We start from the raw sequence: 15,220 nt of genomic DNA, 5'->3' as shown, positions 1-15,220 counted from the left end.
CATCACTCCGGGAAGGTCAGCAAAAGGTTGAGATGGCGGTCGACCCTTGCCTGCGCTCCCGCGGGAATGGCAAAGGTGGTGTCTTCCTGAACGACCACGGCAGGCCCGTGAAACATGCTGCCCGGCACGAGGGCTTGCCGGTCGTGGAGGTCGACAGTCTCGACGCTCGCGCCCGTGTAGACGGAGAGCCGGCGCGCCGGAATGGCCGGAGCATCGACCTCGTCGATTTCCGGGAAGGAGAGTTTCGGCCCTGCGCCTATGGCCGATAGCCGGACATTCACAAGTTCGATCCCGCCCTCCGGGTCGTGGAAATCGTAGAGCCGCTCATGGGTGAGGTGGAAGGCCTGCGCGATGGCGGCCACATTGCCCTCCGCCAGCCATTCCGGCTGAAGGACGACCTCGATCTCATAACTCTGCCCGACATAGCGCATGTCGCAGGTGAGACTGAGCTCCGCCGCCGCATCGTGCCCCTGCGCCGCGAGCCAGTCGCGGCCCTCGCGCGTCAACGCCTCGAAGGCTTCGCGAATTCCGGCAAGCGCCACGCCAGACAGCGGGCTGAAGATGGTGCGAATGAAGTCCCCGCGCAAATCCGCCACCAGTCCGCCCAGCGCCGACACCACACCGGGCCGGCGGGGCGCCATGACGCGCTTCATGCCGAGTTCGCGGGCAAGGAATGCGCCCAGCATCGGCCCGCCGCCGCCGAAGGGCATCAGCGTGAAATCGCGCAAGTCCACGCCGGCGCGCGAGGCAAGCTTCTCGACCTCGACGAACATCTCCGACACCGCGATGTCGAGGATCGCCTGCGCGGTCTGCTCGATGGGGCGGTCGAGCCGGGCGGCAAGCTCGCCGACCGCGCGATGCGCCAGGCCGGTGTCGATCCGCAACTGGCCATAGGCCATCTCGCTGTGACCGAGCCATCCGCACACCACCATGGCGTCCGTCACCGTCGGCCTCTCGCCGCCACGACCATAGCACGCCGGTCCTGGCGTCGAACCGGCCGATTCCGGTCCGACCCGCAGCACCCCTTGTGCATCGACACTGGCGATCGAGCCGCCGCCGACACCGATCGAGCTTACCGACACGGAAGGGATGTGGAGCGGAAATTCGCCGATCAGTTCGCCGGTGCCGAATTGCGGCTCGCCATCGATAATGAGCGCGAAATCGGCCGAGGTCCCGCCAATGTCGAGGGTCAGGATCCTGTCCTCTCCGGCCTGGCGCGCCAGCCACGAGGCGCCCATGACACCGGAGGCTGTCCCCGACAAAAGCATGTTCACGCAGGCGCGCTTGCCTTCGGCAGCGTTCATCAGCCCGCCATTCGATTTGGTCAGCATGGGGCGGGCGGGTACACTGTGGTCCTTCAGCCGCTCTTCCAACGCCGTCAGATAGCCGGAGACGCGCGGATGGACATAGCCGTTGAGGATGGCGGTCGAGCTGCGCTCATATTCACGGATGACCGGCCAGACCTCGGCCGAGGAGAAGACGAACAGGTCGGGCGCAAGACGCGTGATCCTCGCCTTCACCGAAGCTTCCTGAGCGGCATTGCGCCAGGAATGGAGGAAGGACACGATGATGCCTTGCGCTCCGTTCGCTTTCGCCACCGCCACCGCCTTTTCCACCGCCGCCATGTCCGGCGCCCGGGACTCGCTGCCATCGGCACGCATGCGGGCCGGAATGCCGAAAACCATGTCGCGCGATATCAGCGGGTCCGGCCGCGAGCAGAACAGCGAATACATGTCCGGCATGCGCAGCCGCGCCAGTTCGATGACGTCCTCGAAGCCGGCATTGGTGAACAGCGCCAGCGGTGCGCCCTTGCGCTGGATGATGGTGTTGATGCCAACGGTCGTACCGTGCACGAAGCGCGTCATGCGGGCAGGATCAAAGCCTTCACGCTCGGCCATAAGCGTGAGGCCCGTTATCAGTTCGGCACCCGGATCTTCCGGCGTCGTCAGCACTTTCAGCGAGGCGACGCGCCCCGAATTTGCTTCGAGCGCGCAGAAATCGATGAATGTGCCACCGATATCAACGCCGACCTTCCAGTCGGCTTCGTTGCTCGCCTCGTCCGCCACGATGGCACCATCCATGATGCGTCCCTTCCTGTCTGCCAACCAAAGCTGACACGACAGGATGGCCAGGGTCCAAGACGTATGACGAGCGGGACTATAAGTCTTGCTTATGCCCTTGCTCTGTCACCGCCCAGCACGGCGGAACAGGCCGCGCGGACTTGCTCGCGCATCATCTCATCGGCCCGCGAAAGCGCCCGCGTGCGCGAGGTCAGCAGCGCGATCGGAAATTCCGGCCCCGCCGCGAGCGGCCTGACGGCAAGGCCGGCAAACTGGTGCCATGGCAGCAGCGCGTCGACGAGCGCGACACCCAGGCCGGCCTGGACGAAGCCGACGGCCGAGATGGAGACGTCGATCTCGAGCGACGGCGAAAGCACCACACCCTGCGCGCGGGCAGCGTGGGCCAGTTCGTCGGCGGGACGGGTGTTTGCGCGATAGGATATCAACTCTTCGCCGGCGAGATCGGCGAGCGTCAGCTCGGTCTTCCCGGCCAACGCATGCCCCGTGGGCAGCAGGCATGAGAAGCCGACGCTGCCGATCACTTCCGCGTCGATATCGGGAGGCAGGCGGTCGTCCATGGCGACGCCGAGGCTGGCATCGCCGGCGCGCAGCATGTCGATGATCGCGGCGATCGGCGCCATGTGGGACCGTAGCAAAATGTCGGGATGCTGCGCCCGGAAGCTGGTGAAGGCGCGCGGCAAGATCGCCATGGACGGCGGCGGCGAGGCCGCGACCCGCACCAGCCCCGTCCGGCCCAGCCGAAGGTCGGTGGTCTTGCGGCGCAAGCCCTCCAGCCCCGCCGACAGCCGCTCGGCATCGGCGAAGATCTCGAGCGCCTCCGGGGTCGGCCGCAGCCGGCCCTTGACGCGCTCGAACAGCGTGAAGCCGAGTTCGTCCTCGGTGTGGATCACGATCTGGCTCAAAGCGGGTTGGGAAATGTTCAGCATCCGCGCCGCGGCGGTCACCGTGCCCGCGCGCATGACGGCGATGAACACTTCGAGCTGACGGGCCCGCATTGCCACTCCATAGGTTCGGCTTATGGCTGTTGTCCAAACTCATCTTTGACGCAATGAAGCGGTGCCGACAAGATCGGCGTCTTCAGGGAGTATCCGCTCCGCACAAGGAATAACCATGGACGTGATCGTGCTGGGCGGTGGACTGATGGGGACGGCTTCAGCCTATTTCCTCGCGAGGCGCGGCGCGCGCGTGACGCTGGTCGAGCGCAAGCGGATCGGCACCGGGGCGACCGTCGCCTCCTTTGGCAACATCCGGCGCACGGGGCGCCATCTGTCCCAGCTTCCGCTGGCCCACCGCTCGCTCAGGCTGTGGGGCGAGGCTGAAGAGATGCTTGGCCGCAACGTCGAGTTCCGCGCCACCGGCCATATCCGGCTGATCTTCGATGAAGGAAGCCTTGCCGATATGCGGGCCTATGCCCAAGCCGCGCGGCCGTGGGGGCTCGAGCTGGAAGAACTCGGCCCGCGTGAGATCCGTTCCCGGTTTCCCGGCCTCGGCCCTGACTCGATCGGAGCGTCGTTCTCTCCGCAAGATGGCAGCGGCAATCCACGGCTGATCGCACCCGCCTTTGCCGAGGCGGCCCGCAAACTGGGGGCGCAAATCATCGAGGGAGCTGAGGTCGAGAAGATCACCCACACGGGTTCTGGTTTCCTTGTCACCAGTTCGAAGGGTGCATTCGCCGCCGAGTGCCTGCTCAACACCGCCGGAGCCTGGGGCGCGCGCATTGCCGCACAGTTTGGCGAAGAGGTCCCGCTCGACGCCCGCGGTCCGCAGATGGGTGTGACCGAGCCGCTGCCGCATCGGATTCTGCCGGTGCTCGGCATCTGGACGCGCGACAAGGACCATGGCGCCTATTTGCGTCAGGTCGAGCGGGGCAACATCGTTTTCGGCGGCGCCGCCGAAAGGGTGTCGGTGAACCTCGATCCCGGCCATGCGGCCGCCGATCCCATGCGCCTTCCCCTGCAATTGCGCGCCGTCGCGCGGTTGTTGCCGGCAATCGCGCGGGTCGCGGTCATCCGTACATGGTCCGGCTGCGAGGGCTATATCAGGGACATGCTGCCGGTCATGGGCCGCTCGGCCACGACGCCAGGCCTGTTCCACGCCTTCGGCTTCAGCGGACATGGCTTCCAGCTTGGTCCGGGCGTGGGCGACGCCATGGCCGAGCTCATCGCGACCGACCGTTGCGAAACGCCGCTCGACGATTTCATGATCAACCGCTTCAGCCGCGCTGCTGCATGATGGTTACAGAGAAGAATCGGGTCGCACGAAACGGTTGTGACGCGGTCATCCGTAGCTCTATAACCCTCGACAACACTCAATGCGTTGCAGTTCGCGCTCGCTCATCGATGACCGGTTTTGGGATCAGTGCTTTGCTGCCCTGAACGAATATGTGAGGCGCAAAGCTTCCGTTCAAAACGTAGCACACTTGGAGTCGTGCTGACGCGCCATGGCGCACTTGCCAGAAGTCGATGCGTTCAAAGCAGATTGGAGCGGTTGGCGAGGAAATCGTGCGCACAGCGTTGGACGGCTTCGCCTCCCGCGGGCTGGCGGAAGACAAATTCGCTTTCACGCTGTTGGTCCATCCCTGGGGGGGAAGAGAAAGCCTATGGCGAGGGTGGGACGCTGCCGACAGGTTACTCCTACAACGGCGATGCCCCCTTCTATCCCTGCAGCGTAATCAAGGTCTTCTATCTTGTCGCCACGCAGGCTGCCCTTGACGCAGGAAAAGTCCAGGCGACGCCTGAGCTGGAGCGGGCCATGCACGATATGATCAAGTGGTCGAGCAACAACGCCACCAACTACGTCATCGATACTTTGACCGGGACGACCGGCGACACCGAGCTGGGCGAAGAGGAGATGCGGCGCTGGATGGCGGCCCGAAACGGCATCAACGCCTATTTCAAGCAGCTCGCCTTGCCGGAATTCGACGGCATCAATGTCTGTCAGAAACTGATGGACGATGACCGCTATGGCCGCGAAAAGATATTCGTCGAGGTTGGTGGCAACAACCACAACCGCCTCACGGCCGACGCCTCCGCGTCCGTCTTTTCTCGCATCATGGATGGCGCGATGATTTCGCCGGAACGCTCGCGCATTATGGCCGACTTCTTGTATCGGCCGCGCGACCCCGGCTTCGTCAAACGCCCGTTGTCGCAGGTGCTCAACTATATGGGCGCGGACCTGCCGGAGGGGGCCAAACTGTGGTCGAAAGCAGGCTGGACGGGCTGGACAGGCGATCCCCGCGCGAGCTACCGCCGCCACGACGCCATTCATGTCGAGCTGGCGGACGGCAAGCGGTTCACCTGCGTCGTCTTCACTCAAGGCGAGCAGATCTCGGCGAACGTGACAATCCTGCTTGCCATAGGAAAGCACACTGCCGAGCTCGTCGCGGCCCTCTAGCGAGTCAACGAGGCCGGTTACGGACTCCGTCCAAAAAGCCGATGTGATCGGAACGATGCTTCTGCTGCAATGCCCGCCTGCCCTGCCCCGGGGCGTCGATCCAGGAGTTCGACACCCCCGCTCCTTCACCGACCTCGATGCCTTCGAGGCAAATCTCCGTCGTTCGGCGGGGCTCGTCACTGCCGCGTTTGCGCCTGCGTCAGCACGCGATGGCCCATAAATCGCCCGTCCCGTCTTCAAATCCAGCAGAAGGTGCACGATCGGCGCAGCGCATCCAGCGAGCCTTGGAATCTCTTAGGCAGATCATTGTCCTATGGCCGGTCGCAGAAATTCTTGCTGCTTCGAAACTGTCCACTCTCCGAGCGGCGACTTTGAGACATGCGGCTTTCGAAGGCCGTTGCGAAGGGCGGCTTCTTCTACACGCTGGACTGGGCCGACAAGCCGGCATTCCGGTTCAAGCCCTGGTGGCCGATCGCCGAGGCTGCGGGCGCGGCCTCCTTCCTGGTCGAGCACCGCCCGAGCGCCTTCCATGAACAATGGTGCCGGCGCATCTCGAACACCATCGCCGTGGCCTATATAGACCGCGAGCATGGCGGATGGTTCGAGGAGCTGGATGAGGGATTGCGCCGGCGCATTCGCTGTTTGTCGGCAAGGCCGGCTTGTACCACGGGACTGCAGGCGTGCGTGATACCACTCTATCCGGCGCAAGGGAGCCTAACGAACGTGATCAGCAAACTGACGATCCCCCAACAAAGATTTCTTAGCCCGTACCGGAACCGCAACTCACCGAGGCGGCTGTGACTCGAATCAGGACCACGGCGCCTTTACTCTCTCCCGACATCACAACTCCTCTGGAAGAACATGTTTATATTTTTGCAACATCTTTTACGTTGCTTGGCGCGGCCGGAAGGGGCTATTTACAGAACGAAAGCTTGGCCTTGCCTATCAATGCCATATGGGCGATAGATCATTGTTCATGAAATCCAGCATCGACCACCTTCCTCCCCCGAAGCAGCGTGAGCTCAAAAAGGCAGTCGAGCTACTGCTTGGGGAGTTCGACGACGCTGTGAGAGGAGGAACCGCCGATTTCAAGAAGCGCGGGCGCATTCTGAAGATCATACTCTTTGGATCCTATGCCCGCGGCGGCTGGGTCGACGAGCCGCATACCAAGAAGGGCTACCGTTCCGATTTCGATCTGCTGGTGGTGGTCAACAATCGAAAGCTGACCGACTTCGCCAGCTATTGGCAGCCTGCAGCCGACCGTCTGATGCGTGAGATCAATACGCCCGTTAGTTTCATCGTGCACTCGCGCCGGGAAGTGAACTCGGCGCTTAAGGAAGGCCAGTACTTCTTCGTCGACATTCGCCGCGAAGGAATCGTGCTCTACGAGCTTGACGACGAGCCGCTGGCAGACCCGACACCGGTACAACCCGTCGAGGCCTTTCGAGTGGCGACTGAACATTTGGAGGACCGTATCCCTCATGCAAGGAAGTTCGCGAAGGGTGCAACATTCTACCGGAATGAAAAGGACTACAAGGAAGCGGCGTTTCTCCTTCATCAATCCATCGAGCAAGCGTACTCGGCATTGTTGCTAGTCCTGACGAACTACAGCCCTGCCTCTCACAACTTAAAATTTCTTCGGAGCCTTGCCGAGGATCAGGTCCAGGAACTTGCCGAAGCATGGCCTCGTGACCAACAGCGCTTCGTCGCCTGGTTCAACGTTCTCAATGAGGCTTATGTCAAAGCGCGCTACTCGCGACATTTCGAGATCACGAATGAAGCACTTCAATGGCTCGCAGAGCGCGTCTCGGATCTTATCGATCGGATTGAATCAATATGCCGATCCCGACTTGAAAAGTTGAAAAACGAAGCAAGCACCGCAGTTCTGCGAGCCTGTTGAGGGCATGCTAGTATCAATTCCAGACTGCCATCTATGCACCTTCAGAGTACAAAAAGCAAAAGACTTGCGCCTATACGTTTCGACGTCAGCAGCCCGAGTGCCAAAACTACTTCAAGGCAGCAGGATATGATCAGGATTAAGGAGGATTTGCTCCAGCACTCCCATCGAGTGTGCTGCATCCACCCTCTGCCGCGCCGCGCGGATTGGTGCCCGTCAAACAAAAAAGCCGCCTCGATCAGATCGAGACGGTTAATGATTATGGTTGCGGGAACCCGCAACCCCTTTTGTCATAACATCGTCGGCCTGGTCATTTGGGTCAGATTTCGCGAGTTCGAGAATGCCGAACAGCTCGCCACGTAGCTCAGCATGAACCTCGCCTCGCTTGTCGCCTGGCGTGAGCACGATCTCTCCGATCAGCGAGCGCACCGCCTCGGCGGCTGGACGTCCGTCCTCGTGATCGGCGAGTGCTTGCGTGAGTTGCTCGACCCGCTTGCGGTAGAGAGTGGCGATATTGGGATGCAGGTCGGGCACGTCAGTGGGCGCCGACGCCAGACGCGCGGTGATCTCCGCCTTCTGCCTCTCCAGGTCTTCCATTCTCGCCTTCATCGCAGGTTGGCAAAGGCCATCCTCGATCGCGGCCATGATGCCCGCGATGGCGCGCTCGATCTTGTCGAGCGCCTTACGGTCTTGTTCGCCTTGCGCGCGACGCTCTTGGTTGAGGCGGTTGGTCTCCTGCGCATAGGCTCTGATCGCCTCGGCCACGGCCTCGGCCGAGACGAGCCTTTCCTTCAGGCCCGCGAGGACCCGTTGCTCAATCTTCTTGCGGGCGATTGTGCGGCCGTTGTCGCAGATACCCCGGCGCTGATGGTTGAGACACGCATAGCGGTCGCGTGTGAACAGGACATAGCGCCCGCCGCAGCGGCCGCAGGTGAGCAAGCCGGAAAGCAGAGAGACCGGACGCCTCATGGTGTGCTGTTTCCTCGCCCGGGCCTTGCGCGTGCCGATCGCCACCGCCTCGAACTGGCTGGCGACGGATTTCTGTCTCTCCTTCACGGCCTGCCACAGTTCGTCCCCCACCATCCTGAGATGCGGCACCTCGGTGCGGATCCATTTGGCTGGCGGATTGGCCCGTGAGACGCGCTTACCGGTGGCGGGATCCTTAACGAAGTGCAGGCGGTTCCAAATCAGCACACCGGTATAGAGCTCGTTGTTGATGACGCCGGTTCCCGGATGGCATGCCCGCGCACGCTGGTGTCGCCCCAGTGTCGACTGAGCGGGCAATACGAAGCCCAGCATGCTCTCTGCGGCAAGGAAAACATATAGGACGATGTACATCAGCTGGGAGAGCGTTCCCGAAAGTCCACCTCTGGCGTCAATTGCCGGCCTCCTGTCAGCCGCCAGACGATCCGGACTAGAATTAGGACGGCGAACAGGATCCCGAGTGAGACATGAGTGCCCTCCAACAGGGGCGCCAAGTTCGGTCACGCGGCGTGACGTAGTTCCATACCAGCGAAGTACCGAACAACAGGACGACAAAAACCACCGTCAGCCAATGAAACCAGAGTGTCGGCCGGTCGTAGTATTCCAGCTCGATCGTCCGACTTTCGACGCCGGACTTCGCTCATCACGGTTTGGCCAGCGACTGCGCCATTTTCAAGTGCTTCTCAAGTGTCGGCAAGGTCTTCTTGGCGAGCTTAGCGACCTTGCTGCTGCCGGTCTTCACCTCATCCTGGAACTCGGCGATATCCTTCTGGTGGTCTGACACCATGTAGGTTGTAAACTCCTGATCGAAAGCCGCCCCCGAAAGTCCGTTCAGCTTCGTCATCTCGGCCGTCGCTTCGTCGGTGAGATCGTCGGTTTCAGCAACACCCAGTTTCTTGCCGACCGCCAGTGCCTGCTTCTTGGCCTTGCCATGGTCTTTTACGAGCGTTTGGCCGAATGCCTTGACGCCTTTGCTGTCGCCCTTTTGCCTGGCAAGGGTACCAAGAGCGACTTCGGAATTGTCGCCTTTGATGGTGTCGGTCAGAAAATCTGAATCGCTTTTGGCGAGTGCCTGGTTGCTGGCAATGATGCCGGCTGCGAATGCTACGGCAGCGAAGATGCGATGTGTGGTCATGACAGAGAGCCTTTCGGAGAGCTACGAGCCGACCCGAACGGATGCTCACGATCCTTGTTCCATCAACCGCCAAAAAAACGCCCCAAGGGTCGTGACGGTCAGGAGTGAGGAGGGACGTCAGAGGGAGAAACACCGGCCACCACGCTCAAACACAAAAAACCCGCGCGCGCCCTGTCCCAGTTCAGGAGGCCCCCAGATTTTTCTCATCCATCTGCAGCACCGGTTGCATGTCTCCGGCCGGCGCGAGAACGAGCAGCGCCGCTCCAGGCTCGACGTTGCGTGTGATCAGGATATCGTCGTGCGGCGACTTTGTCGTGGCGTAGCCCAGACGTGCCTGGGCAGTGGCGAGGTTCGCCTTCGCTTGATTGAGTTGAGTTTCCGCCATCACATAGCCGCTCCCGCCCGGCTGCGAGGTTGGTGGCTCCCTCGGAGGCTTGGTTCGTGCCGAATCCTGACCTGAAGAGATCCTCAGCCCGCTGGTAGCGCCCTGCGTGTCGACCAGATTGGCGTCCGCCTGCTTGAGAGCCTGCTAAGGCGGAGCCCTTGTGTTCTTGCGGGTCGGGGTTTGATGTGAACCGGCCGCCGGAGTGTTTCCTCTTCGACACGGTTGATCCGGCTCCTCGCCTTGACGCATGGAGCCGGATCGCAGAGCGATCAGTCGTCCTGCTGGATGACGACAGGCCGATTGTGGTGGTGACGGTGCATCGAACTGGTGACGACGACGGTGTCCGTCGGTGGTGACGGTGCCGCCACGAGCGATGGCCGTTGTCGTAGAATGCTTCCTGGCCGTGATGCCGGTGGTGGCGCTTTTCTTCACCGCCGGCTGGGGCGTGCTGACCGGAGCGCTGGTCAGCCCGATCCATGCGCTTGGCGAACGGGTGTTTGCCGCCCACATGATCGAGCATGAACTGCTGATGGCGGTAGCGGCGCCACTCCTTGTCGCCGCCTGCCCCGGCGCAGCCCTGATATGGGCATTGCCGACCGGACTTCGCCGAGGGACGGGAAGGCTCACGCACGGCAGGATTCTCCAGGCGATCTGGACCGTGGCCAGCCGCCCCCTCAACGCAACCGTCATCCACGGTATCGCGATCTGGATCTGGCACGTTCCCGTCCTGTTCGAGGCAGCGCTTCAGCAGGGCGTGCTGCACTACGCCCAGCATGCGAGCTTCCTCGGCACAGCCCTGCTGTTCTGGTGGGGGATTCTGCCGCGTTCCGGCCGCCAGCAGGCCTATGGCAGCGCGGTCATGCATCTCTTCTTCACGTCACTGCACACTGGTCTGCTCGGCGTGCTGCTGCTGTTGTCGCCCAGACTCTGGTACCCGCAGAATGCCGCCGGCGCGGCGCTCTGGGGTCTAACCCCGATCGAGGACCAGCAGCTCGCCGGACTGGTGATGTGGGTTCCGGCTGGCCTGATCTATGGCGGAGCCGCCTTGCTGCTTGCCGGCCTTTGGATAAGTAAGAGCGGAATCAGGGAGGCAAGCCATGCGCTCCGGCCTGGCTAGGATGGTGGGCAGCGCGCTCGCCGCGATCCTGCTGCTGACCGCGGCAGTCGCCGCAGCGACCTTGTGGTCCGACCGGCGCGATCGTGTTCGCCACGAATCGGACATGGCGACCGGCGGCTTGGAAGCGCGCGCCATTCCGATCATGATCGCGAACGGCTGCTCCGGATGCCATACGATCCCCGGCGTGCCGGGGGCACAAGGCCAGGTTGGTCCGCGCCTCGATTCCAGCCTTGCCGACCGGGTCTTTATCGCCGGCATACTGGCGAACAATCCGGAGAACCTGATCCGCTGGATACGAGCGGCCAGGGAGATCAATCCGCACACGGCCATGCCATCGACGGGGATCACAGAGCAGCAGGCGCGTGATATCGCTGCCTACCTCTACGCCCTGTAATGATCAGCCCTCGCCGCCGCGCCGGGACCACAGGCCGCGGCCGGGGTCGTAGCCGACCACCGCCGCCAGGAAAAACACGACGAGGCAGGCGAGAACGACAAGGGCGGAAACGAGATCGAAGCGCAGATAGAGAGTGAAGCGTATCAGTTCGACCGCCGAACTGAACGGGTTCCATGCGGCGATCGTAGCCAGCACCGGCCCTGCCTCGGCGAGCCGCCATATCGGATAAAGCGCCGTCGAGGCGAAGAACGTCGGGAAGATGACGAAGTTCATCACGCCGGCGAAGTTCTCCATCTGCGTCGAAACTGACGATACCAGCAACCCGAACGCGCCCAGCATCAGGCCTGACAGGACCAGCGCCGGAAACACGGCGAGGTAGCCTAGAACCGGCGGGCGCACGTCCCAATAACGCGCGATCAGCAAGAACAGATAGACCAGCGGCAGACCGACGATGACGCTCGCCAGCAGCCGCGCGGCAAGCAGATACCAGCGTGGAAGCGGCGCGGTCAGCAACAGGCGCATGCTGCCCGTCTCACGGTCATAGACCATCGCCAGCGAGCTTGCCATGGCATGGAAGAGCAGCATCATGGCGGCCAGCCCGGGGACGACATAGACCTCGTAGAGCACGTAGGTCTGATAGGGCGGCGTGATTGACAGGCCAAGCACCGAGCGGAAGCCGGCGGCGAAGATGGCGAGCCAGACCAAAGGCCGTATGATCGCCGAGAGCAGCCGGCCGCGCTGCCGAAGCGTTCGCAACATCTCCCTGCGCAGGATTCCCAACAGCGCCCGCAGCGCGTGACGTGTCTTCATGCCGTCTCCGTCAGCAGATCGAATGCATCGGCCAGGCTGCCGACCGCAAGATCCGCGGCGACGCGGCCGGCGCCGCCGGCCCAGCGCAGCCTGCCCTTGTGCAGCACCACCAGGTCGTCGCCGGCCGACACCTCTTCCAGGAAATGCGTCGCCCAGAGAACAGCAATACCTCGTTCGCGGCATAGCGCGCGTACGTGCTGCTCGATCGCCCGGCGCCCAGGCACGTCGAGCCCGGTCGTCGGTTCATCGAGCAGCAGGATACGCGGCCGGTGCATCAGCGCACGAGCGATTTCGACGCGCCGCCGCTGACCGCCCGATAGCGAACGGACCGGCTCGTCGCACCTGTCGAGGACCTCCAGCCGGTCGAGTTCCTCGCGCAATCTCGTTTCGCTGATGCCGGTCTCCAGCCCATGCAGTGAGGCGTGATAGCGCAGATTTTCGGCAGCGGTGAGGTCGAGGTCGAGCGTCTGCTGCTGGAAGACCACGCCCATCTGGGCAAGTGCGGCGGCCGGATCGGTCCGCATGGAGTGGCCGAACACATCGATCTGGCCGGATCGGGCATGATAGAGGCCGGTGACCAGCGAGAACAACGTCGTCTTGCCGGCTCCGTTGCGTCCAAGCAGTACGCACATTCCGCCTTCAGCGACCGAGAACGACACGGCATCGAGGACCCGCCGCTCTCCGAAGCTGTGTCCGAGGCCCTCGAGCGACAGCGCCTTCATGGACCGATCACCACTCCCCAGGGGCCGCGTCCCACCGGCACCGACTTCACCACCTCCTCATTCTCCAGATCGATGAACGAGATGTCGCCGGAATTGCCATTAGCGCTGACCAGGCGCTTCTGGTCATCGGACAGCGCCAAGTGCCACGGCCGCTGGCCGACGAGATAGAGGCGGCGCACCGCCAGCGTCTTGGTGTCGACCTCTGCAACCCGGTTGGCCGGACCGAGCGCGACATAGGCAGTGGCGCCGTCGTGTGCCATTTCGATGCCGACCGCCTGGACGCCCTCGCGGCGGATGCCGGGGACCTCGAACTCGACTTTGCCGGTCTCAGCACGAGACGTGGTGTCGAAGACGGTTACCGTTCCGCGTATTTCGGAAGACACCCAAAGCTGCTTTCCATCCGGCGAGAACGCCGCAGCGCGCGGGCGGGTGTCGACCAAGAGATTGTCGATGAGGTCGAGCGTGCCGGCATCTATGAGATGCACCATGCTGGTGGTCTCCGAGGTGCAGGCAACGTAGCGGCCGTCGGCACTGACCGCCATGCCCTCGGGTTCGACGCCGACGTCGACCGTACCAATAACCTTGGCGGACGCGACATCGACCACCGAGACCAGATTGTCGTTCTCATTGGCGACGAACAGCCGTTTGCCGTCGGGATGCACGACAAAAAACTCCGGATCGGCTCCCGAGGGGAGTTGGCCGGTCACCTGCCGTTTGGCGAGATCGAGAACGTCGATCCGGTTGTCGTCGCCAACAGCAACGAAGAGCACTTTCTTGTCTGCCGAAAGCGCCATTCCGCGCGGGCGCCTTCCGACATTGATGGTCGTGGACAGGTTCATACTGGCGCCATCCACCACCGCCACCGTGTTGTCCTGCTCGTTCGATACGTAGATCGTCTCGGCGGCGGCAGGTCCGGCCACGATGGACATCGAAAGCAGGATCGCGATCAGAACCTGCATGCGCTTTCCTCCAGGTCGATGCCCAGCGTGTCGAGCGGCGTGCGCTGGTGCAGGAAACCCGGCTGCGGCGAACTGGAGACGAGCAGTCGCGGTCCGGCTATGAGGACGGGTTGCCGCATCTGGCCGTCCCATGGCCGGAAGCTCAGACCCTGTCCTTTGAATCCGGCGAGCAGGAAATCGTTGCTGCGGAGATACTTTCCGATCGCAATCGGATCGAGGCTGTGCAGGCGCGTTGCCGCCTCGCCGATGCTTCGCACGGCGAGCCAGGCGGCGTAGTCGCTGGGCAGCATCCAGCGCCCGGCCTGCTTGTGGAAGCGATCCTGGAGTTGCGTGGCACCCCACTCTTCGTTGACCGCGCTCCAGCCGGTCGCGACCAGACCCTGCGTCCCGGCGACCGGCCGCGGAAATGCGGTTCGGCCTTCGAGATAGGCGCCAAACTCGTCCGCCTCGTCGGCAACGACGAGCACATCATAGTCGCTGACCTGCGTGGCAGCGGGAATCTCGGTCTGCAGCGTGACATGTCCGGTATCGGCGCGCCCGTTGGCGGGCCTGAACGTCCAGGGCTGGTCGATGGTGATCTCTGCTCCGAAACGCGTCGCCGCGCGTCGAAAGGCAACCGCCATCGCCTGGTCCTCGGGATGCGCCCCGACCAGCAGGAACCAGTGCTGCCAGCGCTTCCAGACGAGATATTGCGCCAGCCCGTCAGCGAGCATCGCGCGGCTCGGAACGGTGTGCAGCACGTTCTTGCGGCAATCCTCCTGGCGTAGCCGCTCGTCAGGAGCGCGACTGTTGAACAGCGTCATCCTCTCGGCGCCTGGAGCGTCGCTCGCCTGCAGCAAACGGGCGGCATCGAGATCGGCGATGAGGAAGCTGATGCCGGCGGCCGCGAATTCCTTGACCGCTTCGGCTGGCATCTCGCCGGGCTTGAGGGTGATTTCCTGCAACCGGAATTGCTGACCGAGAAAGCGGCCGGTGCTGGCATTGTCGGCGATGCCGAGCCGGGCACCTTGCAGGCCGTCGTCGGTGACGACCTCGTCCAGTGGCCCGAGCGGCAGAGGCGGTTTGCGCTGTTCGCCGAGATAGCCGATCACCATCGTCTGGGGCTCGCCAAGCCCGGGCGCGACCAAAGCGAGCAGCACGAGAAATGTCAGCGCCAGCCTCATTCGGCCCAAGGCGGGCAAGCCAAGTGGGACGTCAATAATCGGCATGTGCGCTCCAGGATGGAAGCGACCCTAATATTTTGGACAAAGGAATGTTCCTGGATTCCAACAAAGTGAGCCCGCCCCATTTCCGCATTTGGGGCGGGCTCCATGCCTTGGACCGGTAGAGGGAGGACCGACCCG

General features: G+C 63.0%; 13 protein-coding genes and 2 pseudogenes. 6 read left to right on the top strand and 9 right to left on the bottom strand.

What is annotated here, in order from left to right; all coding sequences use genetic code 11:
- Positions 1–2: 2 nt before the first annotated feature.
- Together FJ943_RS13375 and FJ943_RS13370 are read right to left on the bottom strand one after the other, a co-directional pair.
- Positions 3–2,081 (bottom strand): hydantoinase/oxoprolinase family protein, encoded by a 2,079-nt coding sequence (locus FJ943_RS13375; RefSeq protein WP_140663721.1) that lies wholly within the window; start codon positions 2,079–2,081, stop codon positions 3–5.
- 89 nt (positions 2,082–2,170) lie between these two features.
- A complete protein-coding gene (locus FJ943_RS13370) occupies positions 2,171–3,076 on the bottom strand; it encodes a LysR family transcriptional regulator (protein ID WP_140663722.1) in 906 nt (301 codons plus the stop codon).
- 115 nt (positions 3,077–3,191) lie between these two features.
- Between FJ943_RS13370 and FJ943_RS13365 the strand changes: the two genes are divergently transcribed.
- From FJ943_RS13365 to FJ943_RS13350, 4 genes and pseudogenes are all read left to right on the top strand, one after another.
- On the top strand, positions 3,192–4,313 hold the full coding sequence (locus FJ943_RS13365) for an FAD-binding oxidoreductase (protein ID WP_140722083.1): 1,122 nt from the start codon (positions 3,192–3,194) through the stop codon (positions 4,311–4,313).
- Between the two features lie 255 nt (positions 4,314–4,568).
- Positions 4,569–5,474, top strand: coding sequence for a serine hydrolase (locus FJ943_RS13360; protein WP_140663725.1), 906 nt, complete (start codon positions 4,569–4,571; stop codon positions 5,472–5,474).
- 402 nt (positions 5,475–5,876) lie between these two features.
- A pseudogene (locus FJ943_RS13355) lies at positions 5,877–6,275 on the top strand (AGE family epimerase/isomerase); the annotation flags it as partial.
- A 175-nt stretch (positions 6,276–6,450) separates the two neighbouring features.
- Positions 6,451–7,374: a nucleotidyltransferase and HEPN domain-containing protein gene (locus FJ943_RS13350; RefSeq protein WP_140663727.1), complete on the top strand. Its 924-nt coding sequence runs from the start codon at positions 6,451–6,453 to the stop codon at positions 7,372–7,374.
- Between the two features lie 249 nt (positions 7,375–7,623).
- On the opposite strand, the gene FJ943_RS13345 is transcribed toward FJ943_RS13350, so the two are convergent.
- The 3 genes and pseudogenes from FJ943_RS13345 to FJ943_RS13335 all read right to left on the bottom strand — a co-directional run.
- Positions 7,624–8,709 (bottom strand): recombinase zinc beta ribbon domain-containing protein, encoded by a 1,086-nt coding sequence (locus FJ943_RS13345; RefSeq protein WP_210242405.1) that lies wholly within the window; start codon positions 8,707–8,709, stop codon positions 7,624–7,626.
- Between the two features lie 289 nt (positions 8,710–8,998).
- On the bottom strand, positions 8,999–9,490 hold the full coding sequence (locus FJ943_RS13340) for a DUF4142 domain-containing protein (RefSeq protein WP_140663729.1): 492 nt from the start codon (positions 9,488–9,490) through the stop codon (positions 8,999–9,001).
- Between the two features lie 190 nt (positions 9,491–9,680).
- Positions 9,681–9,905, bottom strand: a pseudogene (locus tag FJ943_RS13335) (efflux RND transporter periplasmic adaptor subunit); the annotation flags it as partial.
- 343 nt (positions 9,906–10,248) lie between these two features.
- On the opposite strand from FJ943_RS13335, the gene FJ943_RS13330 reads away from it, so the two are divergent.
- Together FJ943_RS13330 and FJ943_RS13325 are read left to right on the top strand one after the other, a co-directional pair.
- Positions 10,249–10,992, top strand: a complete 744-nt coding sequence (locus FJ943_RS13330) for a cytochrome c oxidase assembly protein (protein ID WP_224720456.1) — start codon at positions 10,249–10,251, stop codon at positions 10,990–10,992.
- Positions 10,973–11,386 carry a c-type cytochrome gene (locus tag FJ943_RS13325; protein ID WP_140663731.1) on the top strand — a complete coding sequence of 138 codons (414 nt, stop codon included), beginning with the start codon at positions 10,973–10,975 and terminating at the stop codon, positions 11,384–11,386. Before FJ943_RS13330 ends, FJ943_RS13325 begins: the two co-directional genes overlap by 20 nt.
- Before the next feature lie 3 nt (positions 11,387–11,389).
- Here the strand turns inward: FJ943_RS13325 and FJ943_RS13320 are convergent, their stop codons facing one another.
- From FJ943_RS13320 to FJ943_RS13305, 4 genes are read right to left on the bottom strand one after another with little or no spacing between them, the layout of a single operon-like run.
- Entirely contained in the window at positions 11,390–12,196 is an 807-nt protein-coding gene (locus FJ943_RS13320; RefSeq protein WP_140663733.1) for an ABC transporter permease, read from the bottom strand.
- The gene (locus FJ943_RS13315; RefSeq protein ID WP_140663735.1) at positions 12,193–12,918 is read right to left on the bottom strand and encodes an ABC transporter ATP-binding protein; all 726 of its coding nucleotides are present in this window, start codon (positions 12,916–12,918) and stop codon (positions 12,193–12,195) included. The genes FJ943_RS13320 and FJ943_RS13315 overlap by 4 nt, the downstream gene beginning before the upstream one ends.
- Positions 12,915–13,877, bottom strand: coding sequence for a PQQ-dependent catabolism-associated beta-propeller protein (locus FJ943_RS13310; RefSeq protein WP_140722080.1), 963 nt, complete (start codon positions 13,875–13,877; stop codon positions 12,915–12,917). The genes FJ943_RS13315 and FJ943_RS13310 overlap by 4 nt, the downstream gene beginning before the upstream one ends.
- A complete protein-coding gene (locus tag FJ943_RS13305) occupies positions 13,865–15,085 on the bottom strand; it encodes an ABC transporter substrate-binding protein (protein WP_140717010.1) in 1,221 nt (406 codons plus the stop codon). Before FJ943_RS13305 ends, FJ943_RS13310 begins: the two co-directional genes overlap by 13 nt.
- Positions 15,086–15,220 lie beyond the last annotated feature (135 nt).

It is taken from the genome of Mesorhizobium sp. B2-3-10, assembly GCF_006442275.1.
GTDB classification, from domain to species: Bacteria; Pseudomonadota; Alphaproteobacteria; order Rhizobiales; family Rhizobiaceae; genus Mesorhizobium; species Mesorhizobium australicum.
Note: the sequence above shows the minus strand (reverse complement) of the source record. Positions and strands in the feature narration are given on the sequence as shown.

Bases quoted from the DNA above. Each gene is read 5' to 3' on its own strand.
- FJ943_RS13375 (WP_140663721.1), bottom strand. From the start codon at position 2,081: ATGGATGGTGCCATCGTGGCGGACGAGGCGAGCAACGAAGCCGACTGG.
- FJ943_RS13370 (WP_140663722.1), bottom strand. From the start codon at position 3,076: ATGCGGGCCCGTCAGCTCGAAGTGTTCATCGCCGTCATGCGCGCGGGC.
- FJ943_RS13365 (WP_140722083.1), top strand. From the start codon at position 3,192: ATGGACGTGATCGTGCTGGGCGGTGGACTGATGGGGACGGCTTCAGCC.
- FJ943_RS13350 (WP_140663727.1), top strand. From the start codon at position 6,451: ATGAAATCCAGCATCGACCACCTTCCTCCCCCGAAGCAGCGTGAGCTC.
- FJ943_RS13345 (WP_210242405.1), bottom strand. From the start codon at position 8,709: ATGTACATCGTCCTATATGTTTTCCTTGCCGCAGAGAGCATGCTGGGC.
- FJ943_RS13340 (WP_140663729.1), bottom strand. From the start codon at position 9,490: ATGACCACACATCGCATCTTCGCTGCCGTAGCATTCGCAGCCGGCATC.
- FJ943_RS13330 (WP_224720456.1), top strand. From the start codon at position 10,249: ATGGCCGTTGTCGTAGAATGCTTCCTGGCCGTGATGCCGGTGGTGGCG.
- FJ943_RS13325 (WP_140663731.1), top strand. From the start codon at position 10,973: ATGCGCTCCGGCCTGGCTAGGATGGTGGGCAGCGCGCTCGCCGCGATC.
- FJ943_RS13320 (WP_140663733.1), bottom strand. From the start codon at position 12,196: ATGAAGACACGTCACGCGCTGCGGGCGCTGTTGGGAATCCTGCGCAGG.
- FJ943_RS13315 (WP_140663735.1), bottom strand. From the start codon at position 12,918: ATGAAGGCGCTGTCGCTCGAGGGCCTCGGACACAGCTTCGGAGAGCGG.
- FJ943_RS13310 (WP_140722080.1), bottom strand. From the start codon at position 13,877: ATGCAGGTTCTGATCGCGATCCTGCTTTCGATGTCCATCGTGGCCGGA.
- FJ943_RS13305 (WP_140717010.1), bottom strand. From the start codon at position 15,085: ATGCCGATTATTGACGTCCCACTTGGCTTGCCCGCCTTGGGCCGAATG.